Here is a 26,324-nt window from a genome sequence, read left to right on the forward strand (position 1 = left end):
TCCGGGCGGCGATCCGACGATGGCGTCGTGTCAGCCAGCATCAATATCGACTGTGCCGACGCCATCGCGGGCAAGTCGGATCGCCGCACCGCCGCTCCTACAGGTAATTATTGAACCGACCCAAGCCTGCGATGCTCAACAACCTATAGCCCTGCACTGGCGGTTGTTTCGAGATCTGAGCCATGAGCTTCATTACCTGGGTGGCGGTGTTGGGGGCTGTGTTGCTGACGCTGGCACTGACCTCGTCGTACCTGCGCTGGATGCCGGTCACCACTTCGGCGGTGTGTCTGGTACTGGGCGTCGCCATCGGTCCGGCGGGCCTGGGTTTGCTCAGGCTGGATATCAAAGAGTCGGCATTCTGGATCGAGCACCTGACGGAAGTCGCGGTGCTGTTTTCATTGTTTGTCTGCGGTCTAAAGCTGCGACCAGCTCTTCGTGATCGCCAATGGCGAGTGGCGTTCGTTCTGGCGGGACCGGTGATGGTGCTGACGATTGTCGGAGTCTGCCTGCTGCTGCATTTCGCTTTCGGACTGGCATGGGGGCCCTCGCTGCTGATCGGGGCGATACTGGCGCCGACCGATCCGGTCCTGGCCTCGCTGGTTCAGGTCAATGACGCCAAGGATGACGATCCGGTGCGGTTCGGACTCTCGGGCGAGGCCGGACTGAACGACGGCATCGCGTTCCCGTTTGTGATTCTGGGACTGCTGTTGTTGCAGCAAAACGGCAGTTTTGCCAGCGGTCTGGATGACTGGATCCTCGAGCGCCTGCTGTGGGCCGTGCCCGCCGGACTGCTGACCGGTTACTGGATGGGCCGCGGCATTGGCCGCCTGACCTTGTTCATGCGCATCAAGAATGCCGACAGCACGTTTTCCCCCAACGATTACCTGGCGCTGGCGCTGATCGCACTGGCTTATGTCGTGGCCGAAACCATTGGCGGCTATGGGTTTCTCTCGGTGTTTGCCGCTGGCCTGGGCTTGCGCCAGGCCGAGGTCAAGACCAGCAGTGACGCCCACACGCCGGCCGAGCACCTGGTTCAAACGGTGGTCGGTCATCAGAATGCCGAACCCCAAGCGGCCGTGCTCGGCAATGTGGACCACCTGGAAGACACGCAAGTCGCGGCCGGGATCATGATGGGCGACATGTTGTCGTTCGGCAGCCTGGTGGAACGGGCCATGGAAGTGTTTCTGGTCACCTTGCTCGGGGTTGTGCTGATCGCGCACTGGGACTGGCGGGCGCTGCTGGTCGCGTTGGTGCTGTTCGGGATGATTCGCCCGCTGACGGTCTGGCTGATGCCGTGGGGTTCGCTGCTCAATGGCCCGCAACGCTGGTTGATCGGCTGGTTCGGCATTCGCGGCATCGGGAGTTTTTACTACCTTTTCTATGCCTTGAACCACGATCTGGTGCCTTCAGTGGCAACCGTGTGTGCCGACCTGACGCTCTCGGTGGTCGCCCTGAGCATTCTGGTCCACGGCATCAGCACCCAGCCGCTGCTTGCCCGCTATGAACAGCGCAACCGCCGCGTCACTTCATCGCCAAAGCAATGATTTCCACCAGGTTGAGCTGGGTAAAAGGTTTCGACAAACGCGGCAGATGGGCGGCAAAGCCTTCCAGCCGCTCGGCATAACCGGTGGCGAGGATGATCGGCACACTCGGTCGCATGTTCCTGATGGCATTGGCCAGTTGCGCGCCACTCATCTGTGGCATGGCCATGTCGGTGATGACCAGATCGATATTCGGTTCACTGTTGAACAGCTCCAGCGCCCTGGCACCGCAAGCCGCACTGATGACCCGGTGTCCGAGGTCCTCGAGCAGCAGGCTGGTGCTGGTCAACACCAGACTGTCATCGTCCACCACCAGTACACACAGGCGGGGCACTTCCATGGCCTGAGTTTGCGCTACAGGCACAACGACCGAACCCTGGGTGGCAACCGGCAACCACAACTCGGCCGTCGTCCCCTGATCCTTGTTGCTTTTGAGGATGAAGCGCCCACCCAATTGTTCGATAAAACCGTGGACCATCGACAACCCCAGGCCCGTACCTTTACCGACGCCCTTGGTGGTAAAGAACGGGTCCATCGCCGAGGCCAGCGTGGTTTCATCCATGCCCTCGCCGGTATCAGTCACACTCAGGCAAACGTAACGCCCCGGCGCAAGGGATGAAGTGGCGTTGTCGGTCACTTCATCGGTTCTGGCGCTGAAGATGATGGTCCCGCCATGGGGCATGGCGTCACGGGCATTGGTTGCCAGGTTCAGTACGGCCAGTTCCAGTTGATTGACGTCCGCCATCACCGGTTCAAGATCCTCGGGAAAGCGTACTTCGATGTTCACCGAAGGCCCGAGGGAGCTGCGCAATAACCCGGAAATGCCTTCCACCAATGCCGGTATCCGCACCGGTTCCGATTTGAGTTCCTGGCGTCGGGCAAACGCCAGCATGCGCTGGGTCAGGGAAACCCCGCGCAAGGCGCCTTGGGTGGCGTTGTCGATCAGGCGGGTTATTTTTGGATCGTCCGTCACCCGTTTACGCACGATTTCCAGATTGCCGAGGATCACCGTCAGCAGGTTGTTGAAGTCGTGGGCGATGCCGCCGCTGAGTTGGCCGATGGCCTGCATTTTCTGCGCCTGGAACAAGGCCTCCCGGGTTTGCTCCAGCGCCTGCTGCGCCTGGGTGACTTCAGTGATGTCCCGGGTAATCTTGGCAAAACCGAGCAAGGTGCCGGTGTCGCCCCGGATCGGATCGACAATGACATGGGCAAGGAACCGTGTACCATCCTTGCGCACCCTCCAGCCCTGGTTTTCAAAGCGCCCTTCACGAATGGCGATGTCCAGCGTCCTTTGTGGTTCGCGGGCATCGCGATCCTCCGGGGTATAGAACATCGAAAAATGCTGGCCAATGACTTCTTCCGGCAAGTAACCCGTGATGCGCTGGGCGCCCAGGTTCCAGTTGCTCACGTGTCCGTCCGGCGAGAGCATATAGATCGCATAGTCAGTAACGCTCTGCACCAGCAGACGGAACTGCTGTTCGCTTTGCTTGAGGATTTCCTCGGCCATTTTGCGATCGGTCAGGTCCCGGGTGATCTTGGCAAACCCCAGCAATGTGCCCGACGGGTCGAGGATCGGGTCGATGACCACATGGGACCAGAAGTGTGTGCCGTCCTTGCGCACCTGCCACCCTTCTCCCTCGAAACGCCCTTCACGGATCGCCGTGTCCAGTGCCCGCAGGGGCAAGCCGGCATGGCGATCGTCATCGGTGTAGAAGCGCGAGAAATGCTCGCCGAGGATCTCGGCCTCCTCATACCCCTTGAAACGCCTGGCGCCGGCATTCCAGCTGGTAATGATGCCATCGGTATCAATCATGTAGATCGCGTAGTCGATCACCGCATCGATCAATAGCCGAAAACGACCGTCTTCGATGGCACTGGCCTTGGTTCGATCTTCGCTCATTGATCCCACCGCCTCATAGTTTCACTGGAGTATGGGTCATACCGGGATTTTGGAAAGCCCACCAACGCGGCAGCAATTGCTTGACCTTGCTCTCGCCAAAACGGTCATCGATCAACATCACCACCCCTTGATCCTGTTGCGTACGGATGACCCGCCCAGCGGCCTGCACCACTTTCTGTACGCCGGGAAACAGATAGGTGTAGTCGTATCCGGCGCCAAAAATGGCGGCCATGCGTCGCTTCAGTTGCTCGTTCACCGGATTGAGCTGCGCCAGCCCCAAGGTGGCGATAAATGCGCCGATCAACCGGGCACCGGGCAAATCGATGCCTTCACCAAAGGCCCCGCCCAACACAGCAAAGCCGACACCTTGGCCATCGGCGTGGAATTGATCGAGAAACTGCTGACGTTGCGCTTCGCCCATGCCTCGGGACTGCGACCACAGACTGATGTGCGGATGCTTCTCGGCGAGTAACTGCGCCACCTGCTGCAAATAATCGAAGCTGCTGAAAAACGCCAGGTAATTGCCGGGACGTTTGCTGAACTGTCTGGCGATCAACTCCACGATCGGTTCAAGGGAGGACTGGCGATGCACGAACCGGGTGGAAATCTGATCGACGATGTGCACTTGCAGTTGATCGGCATGAAACGGCGACTCGACGTCAATGCACACCGTGTCCGCCGGTGTCCCCAGTAAATCGGCGTAATAGTGCCGGGGGCTGAGGGTCGCGGAAAACAGCACCGTGCTGCGCGCGGCGGTCAGGCGCGGGCGGATGAACCCGGCGGGGACCACATTGCGCAGGCACAACTGCGAGAGGTTGCGCTTGCGCTCGAGGTCACGCTTGCTGATGTCGAACAGGAACTGTTCATCGAACAATTCGGCCACCCGGCAAAAATGCAGCATGTCGAAGTAAAAACCCTGCAGTGCACTGTCCAGCCCTTGAGGGTGATCGTTCAGGTAATCACCGATGCTGGCGCTGCAAGACGACAGTGCCTGAAGGAGCTTTTCCGGCGCCTTGTCATAGGCCTGATAAGCACCGGTTTGCGCGCCATGCAGGGCATTCCACTCGCGGTTGACCCGCTGCATCGGCTTTTTCAGCGCTTCGGGTGCGGATTTGCGCACGCTGTTGAGGGTCCCTTGATCGAGGCTGGCGCTGTACATCTGCCGGCCGCGTTCCACCAGGTTATGGGCTTCGTCGACCAGCACCGCGACTTTCCAGTTGTTGGCCTGGGCCAGACCGAACAACAAGGCGCTGAAGTCGAAGTAATAGTTGTAGTCGGCAACCACCACGTCGGCCCAGCGCGCCATTTCCTGGCTCAGGTAATACGGACAGACATCGTGCGCCAGGGCGACCTCGCGCAAGGCGCTCTGGTCCAGCAGGCTCAATTGACTGGCCGCCTGCCGTGCGGCGGGCAGGCGATCGTAGAAACCCCGGGCCAATGGGCACGACTCACCGTGGCAGGCTTTGTCCGGGTGTTCGCAGGCCTTGTCCCGGGCGATCATCTCCAGCACCCGCAACGGCGGCGCACCGGCGCTGGCAACAATCACTTGCGCGGCGTCCAGGGCCAGTTTGCGTCCCGGGGTTTTCGCCGTGAGGAAGAACACTTTGTCCAGTTGCTGCGGCGCCAGCGCCTTGAGCACGGGGAACAAGGTGCCCAGGGTTTTGCCGATTCCCGTGGGTGCCTGGGCCATCAGGCAGCGCCCCGTGCTGACCGCCTTGAACACCGACTCGGCCAGGTGGCGCTGCCCCGGTCGAAAGTCGGCGTGGGGAAACGCCAGACGCTGCGCCGCCCGATTGCGCCCTTCGCGATGGGCGACTTCCTGTTCGGCCCATTGCAGGAACCGCGCGCAATGCCATTCGAAGAATTGTTGCAACTCCATGGCGTCGAAAGGCTCGACCAGGCAGGTTTCCTTTTCGCTGACGATGTCGAAATACACCAGCGCCAGGTTGATTTGAGGCAGATCCAGTTTCCGGCACATCAACCAGCCGTAGATTTTCGCCTGGGCCCAATGCAACTGGCGGTGGTTGGACGGTTGCTTGCTCAAATCACCGCGGTAGGTCTTGACCTCTTCCAGGCAGTTTTGCCCGGGGGCATAGCCGTCCGCCCTGCCCTTGACCGTCAAGGTTCGATACTGGCCCTCCAGGGCGACTTCGCTTTGGTAACCCTCGCTGCGTCGCGATGCCACCGTACGGTGCCCGACAATGCCTTCCAGCGCGGTCGGTGACGGTGTGAAGCGCAGATCGAGGTCGCCGGCCTTGGCGGTGAACTCACACAGCGCCCGCACCGCAATGCTGTAGCTCAAGCGCCCGGCTCCGCCCATTGCACGTAGCACACGGCAATCGGCATCTGGTGTTCGTGGCAGAACTCCAGCCAACGCAACTGGTTGTCCTGCAGGCGATCGCCCGGGCCTTTGACTTCGATCATGCGGTAGGTCTTTTGCTGCGGCCAGAACTGGATCAGGTCCGGCATGCCGGCGCGATTGGCCTTGATGTCCAGCAACAAACGGTTGAACCAGTGCTTGAGGTGCTCGGCCGGGAGGCAATCCAGGGCTTGCTCCAGCAGTTCTTCGCTGAGCACGCTCCAGAACACGAAAGGCGACTGCACGCCCCACTTGGCGACATAACGTTCGCGGATGGTCTGCCGGTAGCGCCCGTCGTCGAGTTCGGCCAGGCACGCCTGAAACAGTTCGGCCCGACGGCCATGGAAGTCTTCGCTGAGCAAATCCACCGGCCCGCGCTGGAACGGGTGAAAAAACGCGCCCGGCAAGGGCGCAAAAATCGCCGGCCAGCACAACAAGCCGAACAACGAGTTGACCAGGCTGTTTTCGACGTAGTGCACCGGCGCCGAATCCTCAGCCAGATGCGCCTGAACATAAAACTCGACCGACACTGCGGGATCGACTCTTGGTAGTTGCAGGTCCAGACGCTGCATTTCCCGAGGCGCTGCCCGCTTGATGGGCGGCCCGCCGAGCTTGCGCCGCAGGCGCGGCAGCACACGGAGCAGCTGTTGTTGTTCGGCGGCGCTCTCCGGCGCCTGTTCGGCCTCTGCGGCCAGCTCCAGCGCCAACTCAAACTCGCCACTGCGTTCCAGCACGCGAATCAGCCGCGAACGCGCGCCCGGATAGGCACATTCGCGGTAGAGGTGCAGGGCCATGGCGAAATCCGCGATGCGTTCGCAATACTGGCCCATCTGGAACAGCAGCTTGCCGCGCCGCCGTTGCAACCATGGGTTGTCCAGCACCAGCCCCTTGATGCGCTCGACCACCTCTTCCAGCGCTTCACCGGCCTCGAATTGTTGCTGGTACGCGTGCAGGAGGACACAGGCATCCACGTCTTCGCGGCTGCGCAAGCCACGGGACTCGGCACAGAATTCGACTTTTTCGTAGGTATAAATGCCCAGGTCAGCCAACACAAACTCCGACCAGTCCTGGTACAGGTTGCCGAAGAACATCAGGCGCAGGCGATCGCACAACGCCATGATGGTCAGGCTGAACAGGCGCTCATCCAGCCACGGGCACCAGTCATTGAAGCTCTGCGTCTGGGGAAATTGCGCGCTCAGCCTCGGCAACCAGTCGGTTTTCTTGCCTTTGGGTTGATCGATGGCAGCGGCAAAGGTCTGGAGGATCTCTGCCTTGAGCAGCACCTCGAACAGTTCGTCGATGGCGATGGGCATTTGCCCGTCGACCCAACGCTGTTCAAGCAACGGGCCGACGGCTGTGCCGATATCGCCGATTTCGTCGTAATGCAGCTTGTTCGCCCTGAAATGAACGCCCTTGCGCATGACCATTCTGACCAGCAGTGCCTGCGATTCACGGGGTAATCCCTTGAACGCCTGAATGAAATGCTGCTCTTCGACGCTCAACACATCGCCAGAGCGCCGCTCAAGCCAATCAAGCACTTGCATGAAGTTGTTCAGGTAATAGAACGGATCGTCGAGGGGATTTGCAGTCACAGGGAAATGGGCCATGGCGAGCGGGTACTGGTTATGCGTACAGATACCAGTTCCGCCCTGCCCGGTGCAATCGGAAAAGGATAAATGGCGCTGTACGGAAAATTTCCCGGGCAGTAGAACTTTCTGCCCCCCGGCGGCACCAACCGCCATAGAGGTGCAGTGACAGCCATCGAATTGATGGCGCTGCTTCAGAACCTATGGAGGTGATTATGGATATCAAGACTTTGGGCTTGCCCCTGGCGGTAGCGGCCCTGCTGACGCTGGCCGGTTGCTCGACGCCAACGGTGGTGACGCTGCAGAACGGCACTCAGTACCTGACCAAAGATATGCCGAAAACCAAAACCAGCGACGGGTTCTTCGAGTTTGAGGACATTTCGGGTGCAAAGGTCAAAGTCAGGGCCAATGACGTGGCGACGATTCGCCAGGAAGACTAACGTTTCTCCTGGCACGATGTGGCAGGTTTCGAGCACTGCTTTACACTCGACAGACCCCGTGCGACCGAATGACTGTGCAACGCTTCGACACGATGCGTTGCAATACGGGCATCACGTAAAGATTCTCAGGTGACGTCGAAATGAAAATGGTCACGCCACTTCTGGCCTCTCTGCTCGCCGTCAGCGCGTGCGTGACTGCGAGCGTGTGTGACGCTGCCACAAAGGCAAAGGCAAAACCGAAGCCCTTGCCAACTTACAAAACCAGTTTCGATTGCGCCTCGCCCCAGGCCTCCGCCGAAAAGCTCATCTGTCATGACGCCCAACTGGCGCGCATGGACCTGGAACTCAATCGTCTTTATCTCCTGGCGCTCACGGATGAACATTCCGTGCCGCGCCCGGATAAAGTCGAGATTGATCAGCGGTTCTGGATTGAGTCCCGTAACCAGTGTGGTGGCGGGACTCAAGCCAAGGCGTGCTTCGTGCGAAGTTATGCCGAGCGTGCGTTCCAACTGCGCCAAGGTTCGGCCATTGCGAGAACCAAGGACCCAAGCAGACTCTCGGAAGGCCCGTTGGCTTATCGTTGCGCAGGGTTTAACGCATTGATTGCCGCTACCTTCTTTACGGTCGAACCGGGCGTGGTGTTCCTGAAATGGGCCAACACCTCGGTTACGCTGAACCAGGTGCCGAGCAATTCCGGAACCCAGTACACGGGCAAGGATTACAAAGGCAACTACAGCTTCTGGCAAATCGGCGATGACGTGTTTTTCCAGATACCCGGTTCAGGGCAGATGAGTTGCGCAGGCGAGCCGGTCGGCTGAGGACGATGGCATCGGGACGGATGGCCGCTCACCGCTTCAACTGCCGGTGCGAATCTTGTTCCACACTCGCGTACGCCCCCGATCGATATTCAGAGGCATGGCCTCCAGCGCAAACAGCTTGCCCATCATTTCAGGACTTGGGTAAACCTTGGTTTCAGGGTTGCGGTGTTCTTGAATTGCGTGATGCTCATGGGAGTACCTGTCGCTGTAGAGACGCTGTTCAGTGCATGAAACCTTCCATGAAACCGGCCACCCCGCTGGCCAGCTTGCGCCGCCAGGGCGCGGTCGCGGGGTTGGCCAGGGTCTGGTCCTCATGGACAAAGCTGCGGATGATTGCGTTGTAGCCGAGCCAGCGGATGGGTTCCGGCTCCCAGGCCCTGAGCGCGTCGAGGCCGCGCTGGGGGATGACCCACGGCTGGCGCACCAGATCGGTGTCGCGGCCCAGGATCAGGTCAGCCAGCGTGCGGCCTCCCAGGTTGCTGGCACCAATACCCTCCCCGCCATAGCCGCCCGACAGGGCAATGCCGTTGGCCCGATCGCAAAGCATGTGCGGCTGGAAATGCCGGGACATGCCCAGGTTGCCGCCCCAGGAATGGGTGATCTGCACGTTCTTCAACTGCGGGAACAGCTCGCCGAACAGGTAGCGCCGCAGGTGTATTTCGTCAGTGGTCAGGTCGAAGTCGTGGCGCAGTTTGCCGGCGAACTGGTACCCGCCACGGGCGCCAAAGATCAGTCGGTTGTCAGCGGTGCGCTGACCGTAGGTGACCTGGCGACTGGCCTCGCTGAACGCCTGGCCGCGGCTCAGGCCGATTTCGTCCCAGGTGGCCGCCGACAATGGCTCGGTCGCGACGATCAGGCTCTGCACCGGCATCTGATAACGCCCCAGCGGCGGCAAGGTGACGGAGTAGCCTTCTACCGCCGGCACCACCCAGCAACTGCGCACCGACGCTTTCGCCGTGCGCAGGCTGCCGGACTGCCAATGGGTGACCGGGCTGCTTTCATAGATTTTGACCCCCAGGCGCTCCACTGCCCGGGCCAGCCCTCGGACCAGCCTGGCCGGGTGAATGGTCGCCACGTGCGGCGCGTAGATTGCGCCGTAGGGTTTGGCGACGCGGATCTGCTGCGCCAGTTGTTCCGGGGTCAGCCAGCGATAGTGGCTGTCGTTGAGGCCCTGGCGGTGGAGATCGTCCAGGTAGTGGCGAAGGCTGGCCTCCTGCTCCGGATAGCGCGCAGCGCAGTACAGCACTCCGCCTTTACGGTAATCGCAGTCGATCCCCTCACGTTCGAGGACAATCTCCACTTCGTCTGGAATGCTGTGCAACAAATCGTAAGAGGCACGGCGCTCTTGCGCCGGCAGGTCTGCCAGCAGGCGATCTTCACCCAGCAAGTTGCCCATCAGCCAGCCGCCATTGCGCCCCGACGCGCCGAAACCGGCGGTCTGCGCTTCGACAATCGCAATGCTCAGGTCCGGTTTGTGCTGCTTGAGGTAGTACGCGGTCCAGAGACCGGTGTAGCCCGCGCCGATGATTGCCACGTCGACATCCAGGTCCCGCTCCAGCGCCGGACGCGCCAACAAAGGCTCGTCGAGCTGGTCCATCCACAAACTGATAGTGCGCCACGCCGGCATGCAAGACTCCGCCACTCAAACTTCAATGGCGTCGATCCTAGTGCGTGGGCTCAGGCGCTGTCTTGCGCGCGTGCACGCAAAGAAATTTGTTTGACGTAGGCCTTGGGTGACTGGCCGGTGTGCTGGCGGAAACAGCTGTAGAACGCTGACAGCGAATTGAATCCGGCAGCGAACGCCAGCTCATCGATACGCACTGGCGGTGTGGCGTCATCCAGCGCCGCGAGCAAGTGTTGCAGGCGTGCCTGGTTGACGTAGCGGTAGAAGCTCTGGCCCAGCACCTGATTCAACAGATAGGAAATCTGATTGCGGCTGTACCCGCACTCCTTCGCCACCTGTTGCAGATCAAGCTCCGGGGCAAGATACGGCTGTTGGCGCTGGAAATACTGCTGCAGGTCATTGGCCATGAAGCTCAATTGGCGAGGCGACAGGCCGAGCCGGCTGACCGCCGGGCGCTGGTTACTGGAAGTTTTGCTGCCGGGTTGTTCATGCACCAACGAGGCATATTCATTGACCCGCCAGATCAGCCCGTTCTTGACGGTGATCGCTTCACTGGCGCGCAACGACACCAGCCCTTCACCGCCGCGCAAGGTGATGCGGTATTGAATGAACGCAGTGTTGCCGTCCAGTCGTATCCGGTCGGAATGTTCCAGCGCTTCATCCGGATCCCGGGGCATGCTGCTACGCACGTATTCGCGTAATTCGGCCTGGCCCATGACCCGATTCTGGAAAAAGTCGTTGTACTGGACTTCGGGGTGATAGAGCGCCATGACGCCGTCCAGATCCCGGTGCTTCCAGCGCAAGTGATAGCGCATGACCGTCTCGCCCGTGGCCTGGGTTTGCAACGGGCCATCATCATCGACGTGCATTGAAAATCTCGACGGAAAAAACCGAGCTTGCCCAACTTGCGCCTTGTCTTCAACGACTAAACGGATGAAGGCTTTTGAGCGCAAATGCGAACGAAGTGTGACCTGAATCAAAAAAATGGCGGCAATCGCCAAATGAACTGAAAAATCCACATTCTTTTTACATCCGGATGCTACTTTTAAACACTGTCACTGGTTGAACCAATGAAGGTTCTTCCCTCCTACCATGAGCTAAGGGAAGCGCTCGATAATGAAGGCGGGTAACACATGAATAGAGGGTTCAGTAAGGTCACGTTTCCAAACGCCTGCCAGCTGATGCGCTGGCATTTTCATCCCATGGGTTTCGAGGCGAGCATGGACGCCCCGGGCAGCATGATTGCCCGTCTTTTTGATCGTGCCACTGGCGAGACCATGATCGCCATTGCCGGTATTCCTTGCGCCACCGTCATGAATGCCGCGGATGTAGAACTGATAATCGAAGCGGTGGAGGATGAACTTCAAGCCTTCGTACCACCGGAGGCCTTCAAGAGTTATGCCTGAAGGCTAAAGGCGCACAATGAAGCCCACATCAGGTGGGCTTTTGTGGGTAAGGAAAGATCAAAAGATCGCAGCCTTCGGCAGCTCCTACAGTTGACGGTGTACACCCTGTAGGAGCTGCCGAAGGCTGCGATCTTTGTAATTCAGGCCGACGCTTTGCCCTGCCGATGATCGACAAAGAACGCCTTGCCCTTGCCCACCCGGTCGGAGGCCTTGGGCATGTTCGCAGCCTGGGTGTCTTGCGCATCGACGTACCAGTAGCAATGGCTGACGGCGCGGGTAATACCCACGTAGGCCAGCCGCAGGATCTCGTCCTTCTGGGCGTTGTCGTAGGGTTCGCTGTCACCGGCCTTGCCCAGGCCCGCCATCCGGTAAACCTGATTCTTGTAGGGCGAGCTGGTCAGGTGCTGGCAGTCGCCCAGCAGAAACACCGCATCGGCCTGGAGGCCCTTGGCACTGTGATACGTCAGTTGCTTGAGCCTGCGAGCCTCATACGGCAAGCTAGAATCAACATTAACTACAGACTGAATATGTTCTTCTATCAATGACTTATCGCTACTTTTTCGATAAAGCATCAAGATTGAATCGCCCTTTCGGTAATGTTCCATCAGGCGCTGGGCCATGCCCTGGTCATCACGATCAAGGACGTTCACCGGCAGCAATGCCTTGGGTTCACCGCTAGCCTTGGCTTTCTTCCCGGCAATCGCCGGTGCTGCACGCACGATGTGTTCGGCGGCATCGATGATGTGCTGGTGGCTGCGATAGTTGTCGCTGAGCATGACCTTGGTGGTGCTCGGCGACGGGAACTCCTTGTTGAACTCCATGAAGTAGGTCGGCGAACTGCCGCGCCAACCATAGATGGACTGCCAGTCATCGCCCACACAGAGCAGCGAGGAACGCTGGGCGCCGCGTCCGACATGCATGGCCGGCCCGCGACTGCGGATCTCTGCCAGGCTGGCCCTGATCCAGGAGACGATTTGCGGCGAGACATCCTGAAACTCGTCGATCATCAGGTGTGACAACGGTCGCAGCAGATCATCGCTGAGCAGTTTGAGATTCTCCGGCGAATGCTCGCTGAACAGGGCAAACATCCGGTTGTAAGTCATGATCGGCGGTTTCTGATCGAGCAAGTGATCTTCCAGCGCCCGCCAGTAAAGGCTCAAGGCCTCGAAGAAGAACCGGTCGGGATCGTCCTTGGCGAAACTCATCTGAGCCACGGCACCCGGCACGTCCAGCCCAAGATTTTCGATGAACCCGGCGGCGGCGACAAAGCAATCGAGCAACGGCGCGGAGGCGAGCTCGCCCTTGACCTTGTAATCGAAGCCCGGCCCGGCGCTGGCATCGCCCGCCAGCGAGGCCAAAACACGTTTCGATGATTCGTAGCTATCCAGCCATATCAATGGCTTACGACAAAAAGCTTGAAACAGGGTGCGCTTGACTGCCCACTCTGCGCGCACCGACAGCTTGGCGTTTGGTCGCGTGACCTGCGGGTTTTCCCGAGGGTCGAACCCCAGCACCACCCAGGCATCCAGGGACGGGATGTAGCCGTGACTATGAAATTTCGAACCGTTGATATCGAACGACTGGCGATTCGGCTCAATCCCCTTGATGGGCCAGGCACCGGCGCGAAACCACAGGTCCTCAATGGCGTCGCACAGTTCTTCATCGCGCTTGGCCGCCAGTTCGGTAACACCCATGCGTTTCTGCACATCCGGGTGATCCCGCTCCAGCTCCCTGAGTTGCAAGGCGTGCCGGGACAATGGCTTGATCAGCTCACGAAAACGCTCATCCTCATTGTGCAGACGGTGATAGCAGGCGTTGAGCTGTTGGCGTTGAGCGTCGTTGATCCGCAGATCGAACGGATTGCTGTCGACCTCCTCGTCACCCTGCGCAGCCCGCAGGCTGAGGTTCTCGAATGCCTGCAAACGCTCGAAACCCGGAAGACTGCGGACCATCGGCAGGATCCGCGAGTGAAAGGTGCGCACCAGGTCCCGCGCCTCCTTGAAACTGATCGCGCGCCCCCAGAGCGCAAACAGTTCGATCAGCTTATTGATGAAGTCCTTGCGCGACTCACGAGTGAAGGTCACCACCGTCATCGAACTCAGCTCGAAGCCCAGGTAATGGGTCAACAGCAAGATACGCAGCACCAGCGTGGTCGATTTGCCGGCACCGGCGCCCGCGATCACCGAGGTGGATGGCGTGTCGCTGAAGATCATTTTCCACTGGGCGGCGCTGGGTTGGGCATGGGCTGGCAACAACCGGGCGACATCCGCCTTCATGCGCTTCTTCAATTCGGCGTTCAACGGCAGGCGCCAATCGTCGAACAACAGGTCATCGACATTCGGTGGCCGGTGTTCGGTGGCGCRCGAGTCGCGGATCAGCAGGACCTGCCGACCCTCCTCCAGCCCCTCGAGCTTGCCTTCCTTGTAGCCGTAATCGACCCCGGCGCTGTGACCGCTGCGAAAACCGTCGGCCTGGCCATGCAACCACGACGCACGATGCTGTGCGTGCAGGCGGGTCAGGCTGTAACCGAAGAATCGGGCGAGCAATCGCTTGATCAACGGCATCTCGGCCAAGGGGCGAAGTTCGGGAGGAAGATCGGGGGTGTGTTGCGGCACGCGGACTGACTCCAGGGTGTGAGGCTGTTGAGCGCTATGGTGTCTGCATTTGCTCTCGAGTTCTAGTGAATTGCTTATGACTCATTGGCTTATGCGATGAAGTGAAGGCTGGATGAGAAACTTCCGAGTTCGTTTTATATCAATGTATTCGATGGGAATGCTGCATTTTTTACGCTTTTTATCGATTGTTGCCTGTTGGATGATGGCCGTCATCACTCACCGGTCTCGCTTCGTGGCTCAGGCGCCTTGCCCCATGACGAACCTTTTCTGGAGACGATCATGCTTGAACTCAGACCTTTCAACTCGCTCGGCGGCGCTCACCACGGCTGGCTGGATGCTCACCATCATTTTTCGTTCGCCGAGTACTACGATCCCAAGCGCATGAACTGGGGCAACCTGCGGGTCTGGAATGACGACGTGATCGCCCCCGGCACCGGTTTCCCGCAACACCCGCACCGGGACATGGAAATCATCACCTATGTCCGCGAAGGCGCCATCACCCACCAGGACAACCTTGGCAACAAGGGGCGCACCGAAGCGGGCGACGTCCAGGTCATGAGTGCAGGCACCGGGATCGCCCACAGCGAGTACAACCTGGAAGCGACGCCGACCAGGATTTTCCAGATCTGGATCATCCCGAACGAGTCCGGCCTGGCCCCTTCCTGGGGCGCCAAGCCGTTCCCGAAAGGCAACCGCGAAGGCTTTGTCACCCTGGCCAGCGGCAAAGAAGGCGACGACCAGAGTTTGCGCATCCGCGCAGATGCCCGGCTGGTAGCGGCCAATCTGAAGGCCGGCGAGTCTGCCGAATACCATTTGGACAACGGTCGTCGTGCTTACCTGGTGCCGGCCACCGGGGTCATTGAAGTCAATGGGTTGCGTGCACAAGCTCGAGATGGTGTAGCCATTGCCGATGAGCCGGTTTTACGGGTGACGGCCATCGAGGACAGTGAGATCGTTTTGGTGGATCTGGCTTGATCGGGCAGATAGTAAATAAAATGGGGCGGCCATAGTGGTCGCCCCATTTTTTTGGTGCCTGTACAAATGTCTTCGCTGGCAAGCCAGCTCCTACAGGGTCAGCACAATCCTTGTAGGAGCTGGCTTGTCGGGTCGCCGCATCGCAGCGAAGGGGCCTTCAATCAATTCGAGGAAATAGCACCATCCACCAGCGTTTGCGCCTCGGCCACCAGTTGCTTGAGGTGGTCGTCGCTGACAAAGCTTTCGGCGTAGATCTTGTAGATGTCTTCCGTGCCCGACGGACGCGCCGCGAACCAGCCGTTCTCGGTCATGACCTTGAGACCGCCAATGGCCTGGTCATTGCCCGGTGCGTGGCTGAGGATGCTCTGGATCGGCTCGCCGGCCAATTGGGTCGAGGTGACCTGTTGCGGCGACAGCTTGCTCAACAGCGCTTTCTGCTCCGGATTGGCCTTGGCATCGACCCGTACCGAGAACGGCTCACCCAGTTCGTCGGTCAAGGCACGATACGCCTGGCTCGGGTCGCGACCGGTCCGGGCCGTCATCTCGGCGGCCAGCAGGGCCGGAATCAAACCGTCCTTGTCGGTGCTCCAGACGCTGCCGTCCTTGCGCAGGAACGAGGCACCGGCGCTTTCTTCACCGCCGAAACCGAGGGATCCATCGAACAGGCCGTCGGCAAACCATTTGAAGCCAACCGGCACTTCGTACAGGCGGCGACCCAGGCGCTTGGCCACGCGGTCGATCAAGCCACTGCTGACCACGGTTTTACCCACGGCCGCATCGGCGCGCCATTGCGGACGGTTCTGGAACAGGTAGTCGATGGCAACGGCGAGGTAGTTGTTCGGCGCCAGCAAACCACCGGACGGCGTGACGATGCCATGGCGGTCGTGGTCCGGATCGCAGGCAAATGCCACGTCAAAGCGTTCTTTCAGGCCGATCAGGCCTTGCATGGCGTGGCTGGACGATGGGTCCATGCGGATCTGGCCGTCCCAGTCGACGGTCATGAAACGGAAGGTCGGGTCGACCTCTTTGTTCACCACTTCCAGGTCCAGACGGTAATGCTCGGCAATCGCCGACCAGTAGTGCACCCCCGCTCCACCCAACGGATCGACGCCCAGGCGCAGCTTGGCATCGCGGATGGCGTCGAAGTCGATCACGTTGATCAGGTCGGCGACATAGGTGTTGAGGTAATCGTGACGATAGGTGGTGCTGGCCTTCAGCGCCTGCTCGTAGCTGATGCGCTTGACGCCAGCGAGCTTGTTGGCCAGCAGCTCGTTGGCCTTGGCTTCGATCCACTTGGTGATGTGGGTATCGGCCGGACCACCGTTGGTTGGGTTGTACTTGTAGCCACCGCTTTGCGGCGGGTTGTGGGACGGCGTGATGACAATGCCGTCCGCCAGGCCGGTGGTGCGACCACGGTTGTAGCAGAGAATCGCATGGGAAATGGCCGGCGTCGGCGTGTACTCGTCACCTTCGGCGATCATCACGGTCACGCCGTTGGCCGCCAGCACTTCGAGGGCGCTGGCGCCGGCCGGTGTGGACAGCGCGTGGGTGTCGATGCCGACAAACAGCGGACCATCGATGCCTTGAGCTTCGCGATACAGGCAGATCGCCTGGCTGATCGCCAGCACGTGCCATTCGTTGAAACTCAAGTCGAACGAACTGCCCCGATGCCCGGACGTGCCGAAGGCAACGCGCTGGGTCGAAATCGCGGCATCCGGCTGGCCGGTGTAATAGGCCGTTACCAGTCGCGGGATGTCGACCAACAATGCTGCCGGTGCCGGTTTACCCGCAAAAGGACTGAGTGTCATGCAAAACCTCTGGAATAGAGTGGTTCAGGAATTGGGGCGCAGTTTACTGGCAGTTGGACCGCAAGGCGATGGGATCGATCCAACACAGCGCAGGTTGTTATTTTTTGTCTCGCTCACTCGATCGATTCCAGGCGCAGCGCATCCCCCAGCAGTCCCAGTGCGGCCGCCAGGTTGTGATCGCCGCCGAACGTATGACTCAAGCGCAAATGCTGCCCGTGCAGACCGTGGAGGCTGAACAGTTCCCCCGGCGCGATGACCACTTGATGCACCAGCAGGCGCTGGAACACACGACGTACGTTGACCCGACGCAACGAGCGCACCCAGATCGTTGCACCGCCTTGCGGCTCGACGAAATGCAAGGCATCACCCAATCGCTCCTGCAACAACTGGGTCATTTGACTCTTGCGCTCCTTGAGTAGCCGTCGCAGCACCAGCAGATGCTGATCGATGCGACCGCTACTGTACAAACGGGCGATGGCTTTCTGGCGAATCGGCGAGAGACGGAACGAACGCAGCAGAAAGTGCCGTTGCAGCTCAACGCTCAAATGCCTTGAAAGCAGGTAACCATAGGGCGCTTCAGGCCCGATGACTTTCTCGAACGTGGAAAACACCATCAGCCGTTCAGGGTCCAGCAAGTCGCGAAAGCGCACGCCGCCAAGGTCGAATCCGAGTTCGCCATAACAGTCGTTTTCCAGCACCCAGCTGTCATGCGCGGCCAAAAGCCGGGCAATGGCCTGCCTGTTTTCGTCAGGCGCCAGGCTGCCGCGGGGCATATTCAGGGCCGATGAAAGCATCACCAGCCTGACCGGTTCGGTATCCAGCAGCATGTTGAGCCGTTCCGGATCCAGGCAGCCATCGGCCTGCACGGGCAGTTCAATCACCCGCACGCAGGCGGCTTGAAACAAACGCAGGATCGTCCAGTCGCACGGCGATTCGACCACCACGGTGGCATCTTTCAAGCCCAGCACGGCGATCAGGATTTCCAGTACACCGCGAAGGTCTGCGCCGATGTAGACATCATCGGCGTGCCAGTAACGCATTGGAGACGTGGTGTAGCGCGCAGCCAGGGCGGTGCGCAATTCGAGCTCGCCGCAGGGTTGCGAAGGCGACTGCGGCTGGCGGGGATACTGGCGCAGCAACTCTCGCTCCAACAGCAACAAAGGACTGTCCAGCGGCTGCAGCAACGCCGGTTCATCGGCGCTCAAGACCAGCATCCCCGGGCGCCTGGCATTGACGTAGACGGCTTCCAGCAGATCGCTGCCGCTGTCTTGCAGGTTGATCGAGGACACTGGCAATGCGTAGTAACCGGACTTGGCCACCGAATAGACGCGCCCTTCTTTCTCCAGCAGCGAATAGGCGTACTGAATGGTCGAGATCGACACATTGAGACGCTCCGCCAGATGCCGCAGCGACGGCAGGCGGATGGGCGAATCCCCTTCAGATTCGTTGATCAGGCTGACCAGGTATCGATAAACCGCCTGATAGGCGAAATCCGTTTCTCGTGGACCTTTCATGGGCGAAGGCCAACCGCACTGGCTGAAAACCCGCCCACGTTCAGTGGCCCGCTGACCATTCATCCACCCACGTACTGTCGGCATCAGGATCGCCCAGCGTATTTTGCGACGCGGCCCTTTGAATGATTGCTTCAGCCACCCCGCCAGCGCCTGCGGGTGTCCACTCCATGCGGTAAAGCTGGCCAATCAGGCTGACGGGCAATCCGCTGACATCAATCATCCACTGCATGATCTGTTCGCCGACCGGGTGCCCCTGCATGGCCTTGTGCAGCTCGGGCATGGCCACCAGCATGCCCGGATGGCACTGACGCAGGAAATGCTCGAGCCCCGCACCTTTTTCGGTGAAAGGTGAAAAAAGCAGGCACACCAGCTGTGCTTCGCTCAGGCTCAGGTTCTTTTGCGCTTCGGCCGCCGCTCGGGCGCGCTGCTCGGTCAGTGTCGCCGGGTTACCGAAGACCTCGATGGCCTGCTCGCACAAACGCTCGGGCAAGCGCTTGCGGCGCATCATCACCAAAGCGCGTTGCAGGTATTGCGTAATGCCGAACTCGTAATTGCGGCCATGCACGTAGCACGCTTGCAACCCCCTGACGTGCGCCGAGATCGACGGGCTGACGAATTCGTTGTCGCTGATCTGCGCAGACAGTTCGTCAGGCTGGAACCGGAGAAACTCAGTCAGCAATGGCCAGCGTTCTTCCAGGTTGCTGACCAGCAGGTCGTGGATGTCGATGCAGGCCGTACGACGACAGGTCTCGAAGCGCTCTTGTGGACGCCACCGGGCCTGGCTGTAATCCGCGTAGAACGCGTGATAACAGTCGCTGCCCAGTTCATCGAGCAATGCGAACAGCCCCGCATAATCGACCTCACCCGTGGGCGAAGGCTTGAGCCCTGCCTTGGTGGCGGCACGCTTCAAACCGTCGATGAACTGCTTCTGTTGACGCGGCGTGTCACTGATGAGCAACGCGTCGACACCACCGTCCCAGCGGGCGATTTGCCCGTAGAACTCTCCCGTGGCCAGATAACCGTCATCCCACAGGTCCAACCCGCCACGCCACTCCCGACGATGGCCGATCAGCAGCAGGTTCAGGCGACTGGACTCGCGACCGGCGTCGGAGATCGGCGCCAGGTGGTTGAACGGCAAGACTTCCCGATCATCGACCATCAACACCTCGACCCGGGGATCGTCATAGACAAACAATGCGCTGTTGGTTCGGTGCATGTTTTCCACCGCCGCGCCGCTTGCCCCGTTCAACCGTAACGAGGCGATGCGCAACTGGAATGTCGCTGGCGACCGAGTGGCAATGGTCAACTGCGCAGCACGCAACAGCGCCAGGGTGTAGCAGTTGTCACGGCCCCCGGACTGGATCGCCAACACCTTGTAATCGCCAATGCGCTCCATGCCCCCCGCCGCTACCGTCAGACGCTGAATCAACAATTGCAAAGCAGTGCGTTCGGCACGGGAGAAAAAACCCAGCAATCGCTGCAGCACTTGTTGATAGACATGGTTCATCGCTTGGTCATGGATGCTGGTCATCTTTATTTACCTGATACTCGTAAGTTCAACATCGCGCAGACAGCAAATCCCGTTGCACTGTCTGCGCGAATGGAGTCATGGACTTTATTGCCAAATGCTAGCACTTGAATTTTCTGGTGATCATTTGAAACGTTCGTAGCGCCCCCTCGGTTTAACGACGCAGGCGAAGCTGTAGCGCCCGACTGGCAAGGGTTTGCTCGACTTGAATCGCAGTCCTAGGAAACTTCCGACAATATCCCACAGACATTTAATACAAGAAATAAAGAAGGAAGTTGTCGCTATATTTTTGGCAACTACACAACAACACTCTAGTTTGGAGCGGTGCACCGACGGCGCACATTGAAAAGTTTCAGCCTGACACCCAGCCATGACTCATTCCTTGAGATGAAAGTAATCATTCAATTATCAGGGCTTAGTGGCTGATTAGAAGCTACAGATTACGAGCAAAAACCAGTTCAGTTGCTGGACCGGCCTGCGGATCGAAGGATTTCGGGGGACTGAAACGAAAGAGTCCGCGTGGGCACGGACTCTTGGGTGGGCTATTGCGGCGGTTGTTATGCCGGATCGACCTGCAGCGCGACCCTTTCGCGACACGGGCATTCGTCCATGTAGCGGTGTGCTTCGACAAACTCGGCAAACGGGAAGACCCGAGTTTTGAGCGGCAGCAGAACGCGGTCGGCGGTCAGCTGATTGATGTCGCGCAAGGCACGTTGCAGTGCGACCTGGTCCTGGGTGATGCCCAGTTCCGGCTTGCCAGTGAAGTTGCCGATGCAGTGTACGAAGAACTGAATGTTCTTCTGGAACGCTGCGCAGGCCGGGAAAGGCGTCTGGTTGCCGCCTTGCAGGCCGTACAGCACCAGGCTGCCGCGAGGCGCCAACACATCGCCAAGCAACGACATCTGCGGACCGCCCAAACCATCGAATACCACATCCACGCCGCGGTTATCGGTGATCTTGTTGATTCGTATCAGCAGATCTTCTTCCTCGGTGACGATGACTTTCTCGGCACCCAGTGACAGCAGATACTCACGTTCCTCTGCTGACTTGGTCGCGGCGATCACTCGAACACCCAGGGCCTTGCCCAGTTGTACGAACGAAGGTCCGGCGCAATGACTGGCGTCGGTCACCAGGGCAAACTGCCCGGGTTTGACCCGTGCCAGATCCGCATAAGCGAAATAGGCAATCAACAACGGCGTGTAGTGCACGCTGGCTTCAATCGGGCTGAGCACATCCGGGTAGCGGGTCAGTGCCGAGCGCGGCAGAACGATCTGCTCGCCGTAGACCGGGTAATCGTTCGGGCTTTCGGCCGGGAAACTGGCAACCTTGTCACCGACGGCCAGGTCTTCCACGCCATCGCCGACGGCGGTGACGATACCGGCCATTTCATGACCAAGGCCTGAAGGCAGACGAGCGTGGGACGAGGCCAGGTTCTGGCGCCAAAGAATGTCATACCAGCTGATGCCGATCGCTTCGACGCGCACCTGCACTTCGCCCGGTGCAGGCAGAGCCGCCGCATGCTCTTCGCATTTGAGCACCTCGGCTGGACCAAACTTGTGAAAACGGATCGTGCGGGACATCGCAAACCTCGCCAATTGAACCTCTAATGCCTTGAACTCTAGCTGGGCTTTCAACCCAACACTATCTGTGGCTATTAATAGTCGACATGCCTGTCATTGATTCCGCGGCGGCGACAATATCGTGAAATGTCGTAGGAAACTGGAGCCGCCTTTGCAGGAAATCTGAATTACCCGGTGCAGAGTACCAGCCTTTCCCCGTAATATTCCTGCTGGCCATTGTTCTCATATGGCTGCCCACGTCAAGTTTGCTGACCCTGCCAGGACTCCAGATGAATCGTAATGACCTGCGTCGTGTCGACCTGAACCTGTTGATCGTTTTCGAAACATTGATGCACGAGCGCAGCGTGACCCGTGCTGCGGAAAAACTGTTCCTCGGCCAGCCAGCCATCAGTGCGGCGCTCTCGCGCCTGCGCGGCTTGTTCGATGACCCATTGTTTGTGCGTACCGGCCGCAGCATGGAGCCGTCCGCCAGGGCGGTAGAGATCTTCGCCCTGCTCTCGCCGGCACTGGATTCGATTTCCACCGCCGTCAGCCGTGCGGCCGAGTTCGATCCTGCCACAAGTACCGCCGTGTTCCGCATCGGCCTTTCGGACGACGTCGAGTTCGCCTTGCTGCCAATGCTGCTCAAGCGCCTGCGTGCCGAATCGCCGGGGATTGTGCTGGTGGTGCGCAGGGTCAACTACATCCTGATGCCGGGGTTGCTGGCATCCGGTGAGATATCCATCGGTGTCAGTTACACCACCGACCTGCCGGCCAACGCCAAGCGTAAAGTACTGCGCCGCAGCCAGCCGAAGCTGTTGCGCGCCGACACCGTGCCAGGGCCGTTGAGCCTGGATGATTACTGCGCTCGCCCCCATGCACTGGTGTCGTTCGCCGGCGACCTCAGCGGTTTTATAGATGAAGAACTGGAAAAGCTCGGGCGCAAACGTCATGTGGTGCTGGCCGTGCCGCAGTTCAACGGGTTGAGCACCCTGCTCTCGGGCACCGACATCGTGGCCACGGTGCCGGACTACACGGCCGATGCGCTGACTGCCGCCGGCGGTGTGCGGGCCGAAGATCCGCCGTTGCCGGTGCGCAGTTTCGAGTTGCACATGGCCTGGCGCGGGTCGCAGGATAACGATCCGGGAGAGCGCTGGTTGCGGTCGCGGATTCAGATGTTCTTTGGGGACCCTGAGAGTCTTTAGGCGTTGTCGGGCAGGCTGTTCATTTGATCATTTTGCCTTTCCACAAACCATGGAGCTCCATTCACTTCCAGTGGATTAATACGTTGGGGGCATATTTGAGGGCATGCTTTGGATAGGTTGGAAAGGATGCCCCCAGCCGAAAGCCAAACAGGATATTGATGAGGATAGCTCCGACCGGACTCTCTGCTATTCGATAGACCGGCCTGAGGCTTTCAGCGGAACGGTGGAAGCGGTAAAAACTGCGTATATCGGCCGAGTGAAAGCGGTGAGAGCTCACCGTTTTCACTCGAGTTGGGATACTAATATTTGAAACGACCAACCAAGCCTTTGAGCTGACCAGAAATTTCTATCAATCGACCCGAGCCAGCGTGTGAGGACTGGGCAAAGCCTTCGACTAGTTGGGCATCGGCATGGATCTGCGCGATGTGGCGATTGATCCCTTCGGCGACATGGTGCTGCACCTCGGCGGCTGTGGCGATCTGGGTATTCTGGTCGCGGTTAGAGTCCACCGAACCACGGATCTTGTCGAAGCTGTCACGCGCCTGCTGGATGCGTTCCACACTGGCGTGGGACACCTGCAGGCTACCTTGCATCTGCTGCATGACCTCCCGGGTGCGGCGGGCGAGGTTTCTCGTCAGAGCGTCAACCGCCAGCTGAAAATTTGGGAGGCCGAAGGCTTATTAGTTTTTGGATACAGCGCCGTCACAATTCTGGATCTACAAAAACTCAGAGATCAGCACGAGAGAATTAGCTCATTTATCACGGCGAGTAATTATCCAGCTCCCCCAGCTACACGGGAGGTTGGCTCGTAAAGCGTTCACATACCCCGATGCATTCACTGATGTTACTGACCAGACAGTGGGCGAATCCACACCCGTCGGCCCTCCTGCCAGAATCGGATAACTTCCAGGATGCAATTTTCGAGCGTGCAGGTATCCCCGTACTCAATACCTGATCGCACTGCCCTTTACAGTACTCGCGCAAGTTCTGACGACAGCCTCGCATCCCACGACCCGTAGAAAAGCTCCTGAGCAACATGCATTATTTGTGTGGTGCAGGACGATTTTCTTGAGCCAGCATCACCCCCTGTGGCCAGTGAGCAAGATCCGTCGCCGCAGGTAATCGGCAATATTCAAAGTGCGTCGGTTTCAGCTCAGTCACTGTCGCTTACGCATAAATAGCATGCGTATTTCGCAGCACACTCATGACTATTAAGCACTGGCTGTTTTCTTTTCATATGGAAGTTAGTCTGATTTCAATCAAACAACTTCACACACGCACTTATATGGGGCAAACCTTACAAGTTCGCCCCATCCTGTTGCAATTAATCCGACCGAGCCGAGTACATGCAAAACACTGCAAGTTCACCCGCAAGAAGTATTGGCGTATTGGCTCTTATCTTCACCGCCTGTAATGCCACCACCCACGGCTTCAGTATTTTCCTTTACTCGGCGTTATTACCCGAGATCCGTCAACAGTTCGAGCTGAACTACAGCCAGGCCGCGTTCATCGCGGCGTTGTTGCAGCTTTTCTACATGGGTGCGTCGATTGTCAGCGGCATCGCGGCGGCGTGGATCAGCCCACGCAATATGGTGCGGCTGACGATGGCCCTGAGCCCGGCGCTCTTGGCCTTGGCAGTTGCCACGCCGTGGGTGCTGCCGTTTGCGCTGTGCCTGGCGCTGGTTTCGGCCTGCGCGGTGTCGAACTGGAACGCCATTGCTGCATTGGCCAGCGAAGTGATCCCGGCGTCCCACCGCAGTCGAGTGTTGGGGTTGGCGTCTTCGGGGGCGGCGTTTGCGATCTGCCTTAACGGCGTGTTGATCGCCCTGCTGCACGGTATTTCGTTGACGCACTTCTGGCTGATTTGCGCCGGGCTAACGTTGATCGCCACCCTGCTGACCTTCTGGGCCTTAGCCCCTCTCGCTAAAGGACACAGCCTCAAACCAGGCAGCGCGCCTTCATTGCGCCGGGTGTTGAGGCAATGGCTGCACCTGTGCCTTGAGCATCCGGTCGCGCTGCATGTACTGCTGCTCAGCGCCTTTATCGGCGGGATCAGCGGCCCTTTCCTGAACTTCCTCTCCGCGTTCGCCAGCGAACGACTGGGTGCCAACGCGCAGATCACCGGTTCGCTTTGGACGCTGATCGGGATCGGCGGAGTGGTCGGCGGTTTACTGCTGGGTTCGCTGGCCGATCGTTGGGGCGCATTAAAGGTGATGGCGTTGAGCATCTGCGCGTTTGGCCTGGCGATGCTCGGCCTGCTTTGGCGACCAAGCCTTAGCCTGACCTGGCTGGCCGCCGGACTGTTCGCGCTGTTCTACTTCCCGGTCTGGGGCTTGATGGCCGCCTACCTCAGCGCTAGATTGAGCCCGGTGCAAAGCCTGCAAGTGGTGAGCCTGAGCATGGTCGGTTATGGCCTGGGCAGCGCCACCGCCAATTGGCTGTGCGGCTGGCTGCTGCAAGCCACCGGACAGTTTGCACTGGTGCACGGCTGGATCGCCTGCTGGGTGACGGCGAGCCTGCTATTGCTGGGGCTGATGGCCCGTCGTCAACGTCGCGAGCCTGCTCTCGGTCAACCACTCTGAACGGCCCAACTGGCGCGAAAGAATGTCCACCAAGGCGTCCACCGCCAGAGCCTCGCATTGGGTGGAACGCCAAAACATCAACCGCGCCGGCTCAATCGGCGGAAAGCCCTGGGCCTCATCCAGAACCTGCCAACCTGCCGGGACCAGACGCCGCGCCGTGACACCGACCGACTGCCCCTGCTCAATGGCAATCCCGATGCCGCGCGGGCTCTGGCTGGTGTAAACCACATGCCAAGGCAGCCCGGCCTCGGCCAGCGCGCGCACCGCGTTAGCGCGAAACGCACACCCCTCGGCATACACCGCCAATGGTATCGATGCATCCGAACCCGCGCGCCAACCTTCAGCTGCCACCCACACCAGCGGCTCATCGCACAGGTATTCACCCGGTTGCAGATTGGCGTGTTGCACACCCAACACCAGATCCAGTTCACCTCGCTGCAAACGGCTGACCAGCGCCGTCGACATCTCGCAACAAATATCCGGCCGAATCTGCGGGAACTGTGCCTGAAAGTCGCGCAATACCCCGGCCAGGCAAAACTGTGCATAGTCCTCGGGCATGCCAACGTGAATGCAAACCTGCTCGTCGGGCGGTTGCACGGCGTTGATCGCATCTGCGTGCAGCTTGAGGATCTGCCGCGCATAGATCAGAAATGTCTCGCCACCGGGTGTCAGGCTCACCGAGCGACTGGTGCGCTGGACCAACGGCGTGCCGACGATCTCTTCCAGGCGCTGCAAACTCTGGCTAATGGTCGATTGGGTTTTGTGCAGACGCTCGGCCGCCGCAGAAAATCCGTGGCACTCGATAATCGCAACAAACACTTTAAGTAAGGTCCCATCCAGTTCGCCTGACATAACTATCGCCCC

General features: G+C 59.5%; 19 protein-coding genes and 2 pseudogenes. 8 read left to right on the plus strand and 13 right to left on the minus strand.

The genetic code is table 11. The annotated features are described in order from the left end of the window. Window positions 1-182 precede the first annotated feature (182 nt). Window positions 183-1,544 (plus strand): cation:proton antiporter, encoded by a 1,362-nt coding sequence (locus AC1DWG_RS19795; protein WP_477788235.1) that lies wholly within the window; start codon window positions 183-185, stop codon window positions 1,542-1,544. On the opposite strand, the gene AC1DWG_RS19800 is transcribed toward AC1DWG_RS19795, so the two are convergent. Genes AC1DWG_RS19800 through AC1DWG_RS19810 form a run of 3 tightly spaced genes read right to left on the minus strand, consistent with a single transcriptional unit; the run spans window position 1,522 to window position 7,407 of the window. After that, window positions 1,522-3,441, minus strand: a complete 1,920-nt coding sequence (locus tag AC1DWG_RS19800; RefSeq protein WP_477761902.1) for a hybrid sensor histidine kinase/response regulator — start codon at window positions 3,439-3,441, stop codon at window positions 1,522-1,524. The genes AC1DWG_RS19795 and AC1DWG_RS19800 overlap by 23 nt on opposite strands. Window positions 3,442-3,454: 13 nt before the next feature. Further along, window positions 3,455-5,743 (minus strand): ATP-dependent DNA helicase, encoded by a 2,289-nt coding sequence (locus AC1DWG_RS19805; RefSeq protein ID WP_477788236.1) that lies wholly within the window; start codon window positions 5,741-5,743, stop codon window positions 3,455-3,457. Next, window positions 5,740-7,407 carry a VRR-NUC domain-containing protein gene (locus AC1DWG_RS19810; protein ID WP_477788237.1) on the minus strand — a complete coding sequence of 556 codons (1,668 nt, stop codon included), beginning with the start codon at window positions 7,405-7,407 and terminating at the stop codon, window positions 5,740-5,742. The genes AC1DWG_RS19805 and AC1DWG_RS19810 overlap by 4 nt, the downstream gene beginning before the upstream one ends. Before the next feature lie 194 nt (window positions 7,408-7,601). Here AC1DWG_RS19810 and AC1DWG_RS19815 point away from each other — a divergent pair, with 194 nt between their 5' ends. Both AC1DWG_RS19815 and AC1DWG_RS19820 read left to right on the plus strand, forming a co-directional pair. Further along, window positions 7,602-7,826: a YgdI/YgdR family lipoprotein gene (locus AC1DWG_RS19815; protein WP_477761905.1), complete on the plus strand. Its 225-nt coding sequence runs from the start codon at window positions 7,602-7,604 to the stop codon at window positions 7,824-7,826. Window positions 7,827-7,966: 140 nt separating this feature from the next. After that, complete coding sequence (locus AC1DWG_RS19820) at window positions 7,967-8,644, plus strand: MliC family protein (protein ID WP_477755484.1); 678 nt, start codon at window positions 7,967-7,969, stop codon at window positions 8,642-8,644. Window positions 8,645-8,680: 36 nt separating this feature from the next. Here AC1DWG_RS19820 and AC1DWG_RS19825 read toward each other — a convergent pair. The 3 genes and pseudogenes from AC1DWG_RS19825 to AC1DWG_RS19835 all read right to left on the minus strand — a co-directional run. Then, window positions 8,681-8,800: pseudogene (locus AC1DWG_RS19825) on the minus strand (spermidine/putrescine ABC transporter substrate-binding protein PotF); the annotation flags it as partial. 64 nt (window positions 8,801-8,864) lie between these two features. After that, window positions 8,865-10,271, minus strand: coding sequence for an NAD(P)/FAD-dependent oxidoreductase (locus tag AC1DWG_RS19830; protein WP_477788238.1), 1,407 nt, complete (start codon window positions 10,269-10,271; stop codon window positions 8,865-8,867). Between the two features lie 50 nt (window positions 10,272-10,321). Then, complete coding sequence (locus AC1DWG_RS19835) at window positions 10,322-11,137, minus strand: helix-turn-helix transcriptional regulator (protein ID WP_477788239.1); 816 nt, start codon at window positions 11,135-11,137, stop codon at window positions 10,322-10,324. Between the two features lie 264 nt (window positions 11,138-11,401). Here AC1DWG_RS19835 and AC1DWG_RS19840 point away from each other — a divergent pair, with 264 nt between their 5' ends. Next, entirely contained in the window at window positions 11,402-11,674 is a 273-nt protein-coding gene (locus AC1DWG_RS19840) for a DUF1652 domain-containing protein (protein ID WP_477755487.1), read from the plus strand. Window positions 11,675-11,814: 140 nt separating this feature from the next. Here AC1DWG_RS19840 and AC1DWG_RS19845 read toward each other — a convergent pair whose 3' ends face one another. Then, complete coding sequence (locus AC1DWG_RS19845; protein ID WP_477788240.1) at window positions 11,815-14,289, minus strand: UvrD-helicase domain-containing protein; 2,475 nt, start codon at window positions 14,287-14,289, stop codon at window positions 11,815-11,817. A gap of 279 nt (window positions 14,290-14,568) precedes the next feature. Here AC1DWG_RS19845 and AC1DWG_RS19850 point away from each other — a divergent pair, with 279 nt between their 5' ends. Next, window positions 14,569-15,264: a pirin family protein gene (locus AC1DWG_RS19850; RefSeq protein ID WP_477761909.1), complete on the plus strand. Its 696-nt coding sequence runs from the start codon at window positions 14,569-14,571 to the stop codon at window positions 15,262-15,264. 161 nt (window positions 15,265-15,425) lie between these two features. Here the strand turns inward: AC1DWG_RS19850 and pgm are convergent, their stop codons facing one another. From pgm to AC1DWG_RS19870, 4 genes are all read right to left on the minus strand, one after another. Continuing rightward, window positions 15,426-17,072 carry a phosphoglucomutase (alpha-D-glucose-1,6-bisphosphate-dependent) gene (gene pgm / locus AC1DWG_RS19855; RefSeq protein WP_477761910.1) on the minus strand — a complete coding sequence of 549 codons (1,647 nt, stop codon included), beginning with the start codon at window positions 17,070-17,072 and terminating at the stop codon, window positions 15,426-15,428. A gap of 113 nt (window positions 17,073-17,185) precedes the next feature. Then, window positions 17,186-18,586, minus strand: a complete 1,401-nt coding sequence (locus tag AC1DWG_RS19860; RefSeq protein ID WP_477761911.1) for an aminotransferase-like domain-containing protein — start codon at window positions 18,584-18,586, stop codon at window positions 17,186-17,188. A 40-nt stretch (window positions 18,587-18,626) separates the two neighbouring features. After that, window positions 18,627-20,117, minus strand: coding sequence for a hypothetical protein (locus AC1DWG_RS19865; RefSeq protein WP_477788241.1), 1,491 nt, complete (start codon window positions 20,115-20,117; stop codon window positions 18,627-18,629). Window positions 20,118-20,671: 554 nt separating this feature from the next. Continuing rightward, window positions 20,672-21,694: a zinc-dependent alcohol dehydrogenase family protein gene (locus AC1DWG_RS19870; RefSeq protein ID WP_477755869.1), complete on the minus strand. Its 1,023-nt coding sequence runs from the start codon at window positions 21,692-21,694 to the stop codon at window positions 20,672-20,674. A gap of 269 nt (window positions 21,695-21,963) precedes the next feature. Between AC1DWG_RS19870 and AC1DWG_RS19875 the strand changes: the two genes are divergently transcribed. Next, window positions 21,964-22,878 (plus strand): LysR family transcriptional regulator, encoded by a 915-nt coding sequence (locus tag AC1DWG_RS19875; protein ID WP_477755868.1) that lies wholly within the window; start codon window positions 21,964-21,966, stop codon window positions 22,876-22,878. Window positions 22,879-23,177: 299 nt separating this feature from the next. On the opposite strand, the pseudogene AC1DWG_RS19880 reads toward AC1DWG_RS19875, so the two are convergent. Then, window positions 23,178-23,525 (minus strand): annotated as a pseudogene (locus AC1DWG_RS19880) (methyl-accepting chemotaxis protein); the annotation flags it as partial. Between AC1DWG_RS19880 and AC1DWG_RS19885 the strand changes: the two are divergent. Together AC1DWG_RS19885 and AC1DWG_RS19890 are read left to right on the plus strand one after the other, a co-directional pair. Beyond that, window positions 23,445-23,690, plus strand: coding sequence for a helix-turn-helix domain-containing protein (locus AC1DWG_RS19885; RefSeq protein WP_477762331.1), 246 nt, complete (start codon window positions 23,445-23,447; stop codon window positions 23,688-23,690). The pseudogene AC1DWG_RS19880 and the gene AC1DWG_RS19885 overlap by 81 nt on opposite strands. Window positions 23,691-24,224: 534 nt before the next feature. After that, on the plus strand, window positions 24,225-25,460 hold the full coding sequence (locus tag AC1DWG_RS19890) for an MFS transporter (protein ID WP_477761913.1): 1,236 nt from the start codon (window positions 24,225-24,227) through the stop codon (window positions 25,458-25,460). On the opposite strand, the gene AC1DWG_RS19895 is transcribed toward AC1DWG_RS19890, so the two are convergent. After that, window positions 25,398-26,312 carry a LysR family transcriptional regulator gene (locus AC1DWG_RS19895; RefSeq protein WP_477761914.1) on the minus strand — a complete coding sequence of 305 codons (915 nt, stop codon included), beginning with the start codon at window positions 26,310-26,312 and terminating at the stop codon, window positions 25,398-25,400. The two genes, AC1DWG_RS19890 and AC1DWG_RS19895, sit on opposite strands and share 63 nt — an antisense overlap. Window positions 26,313-26,324 lie beyond the last annotated feature (12 nt).

This window comes from Pseudomonas sp. P4_B3, assembly GCF_056402295.1.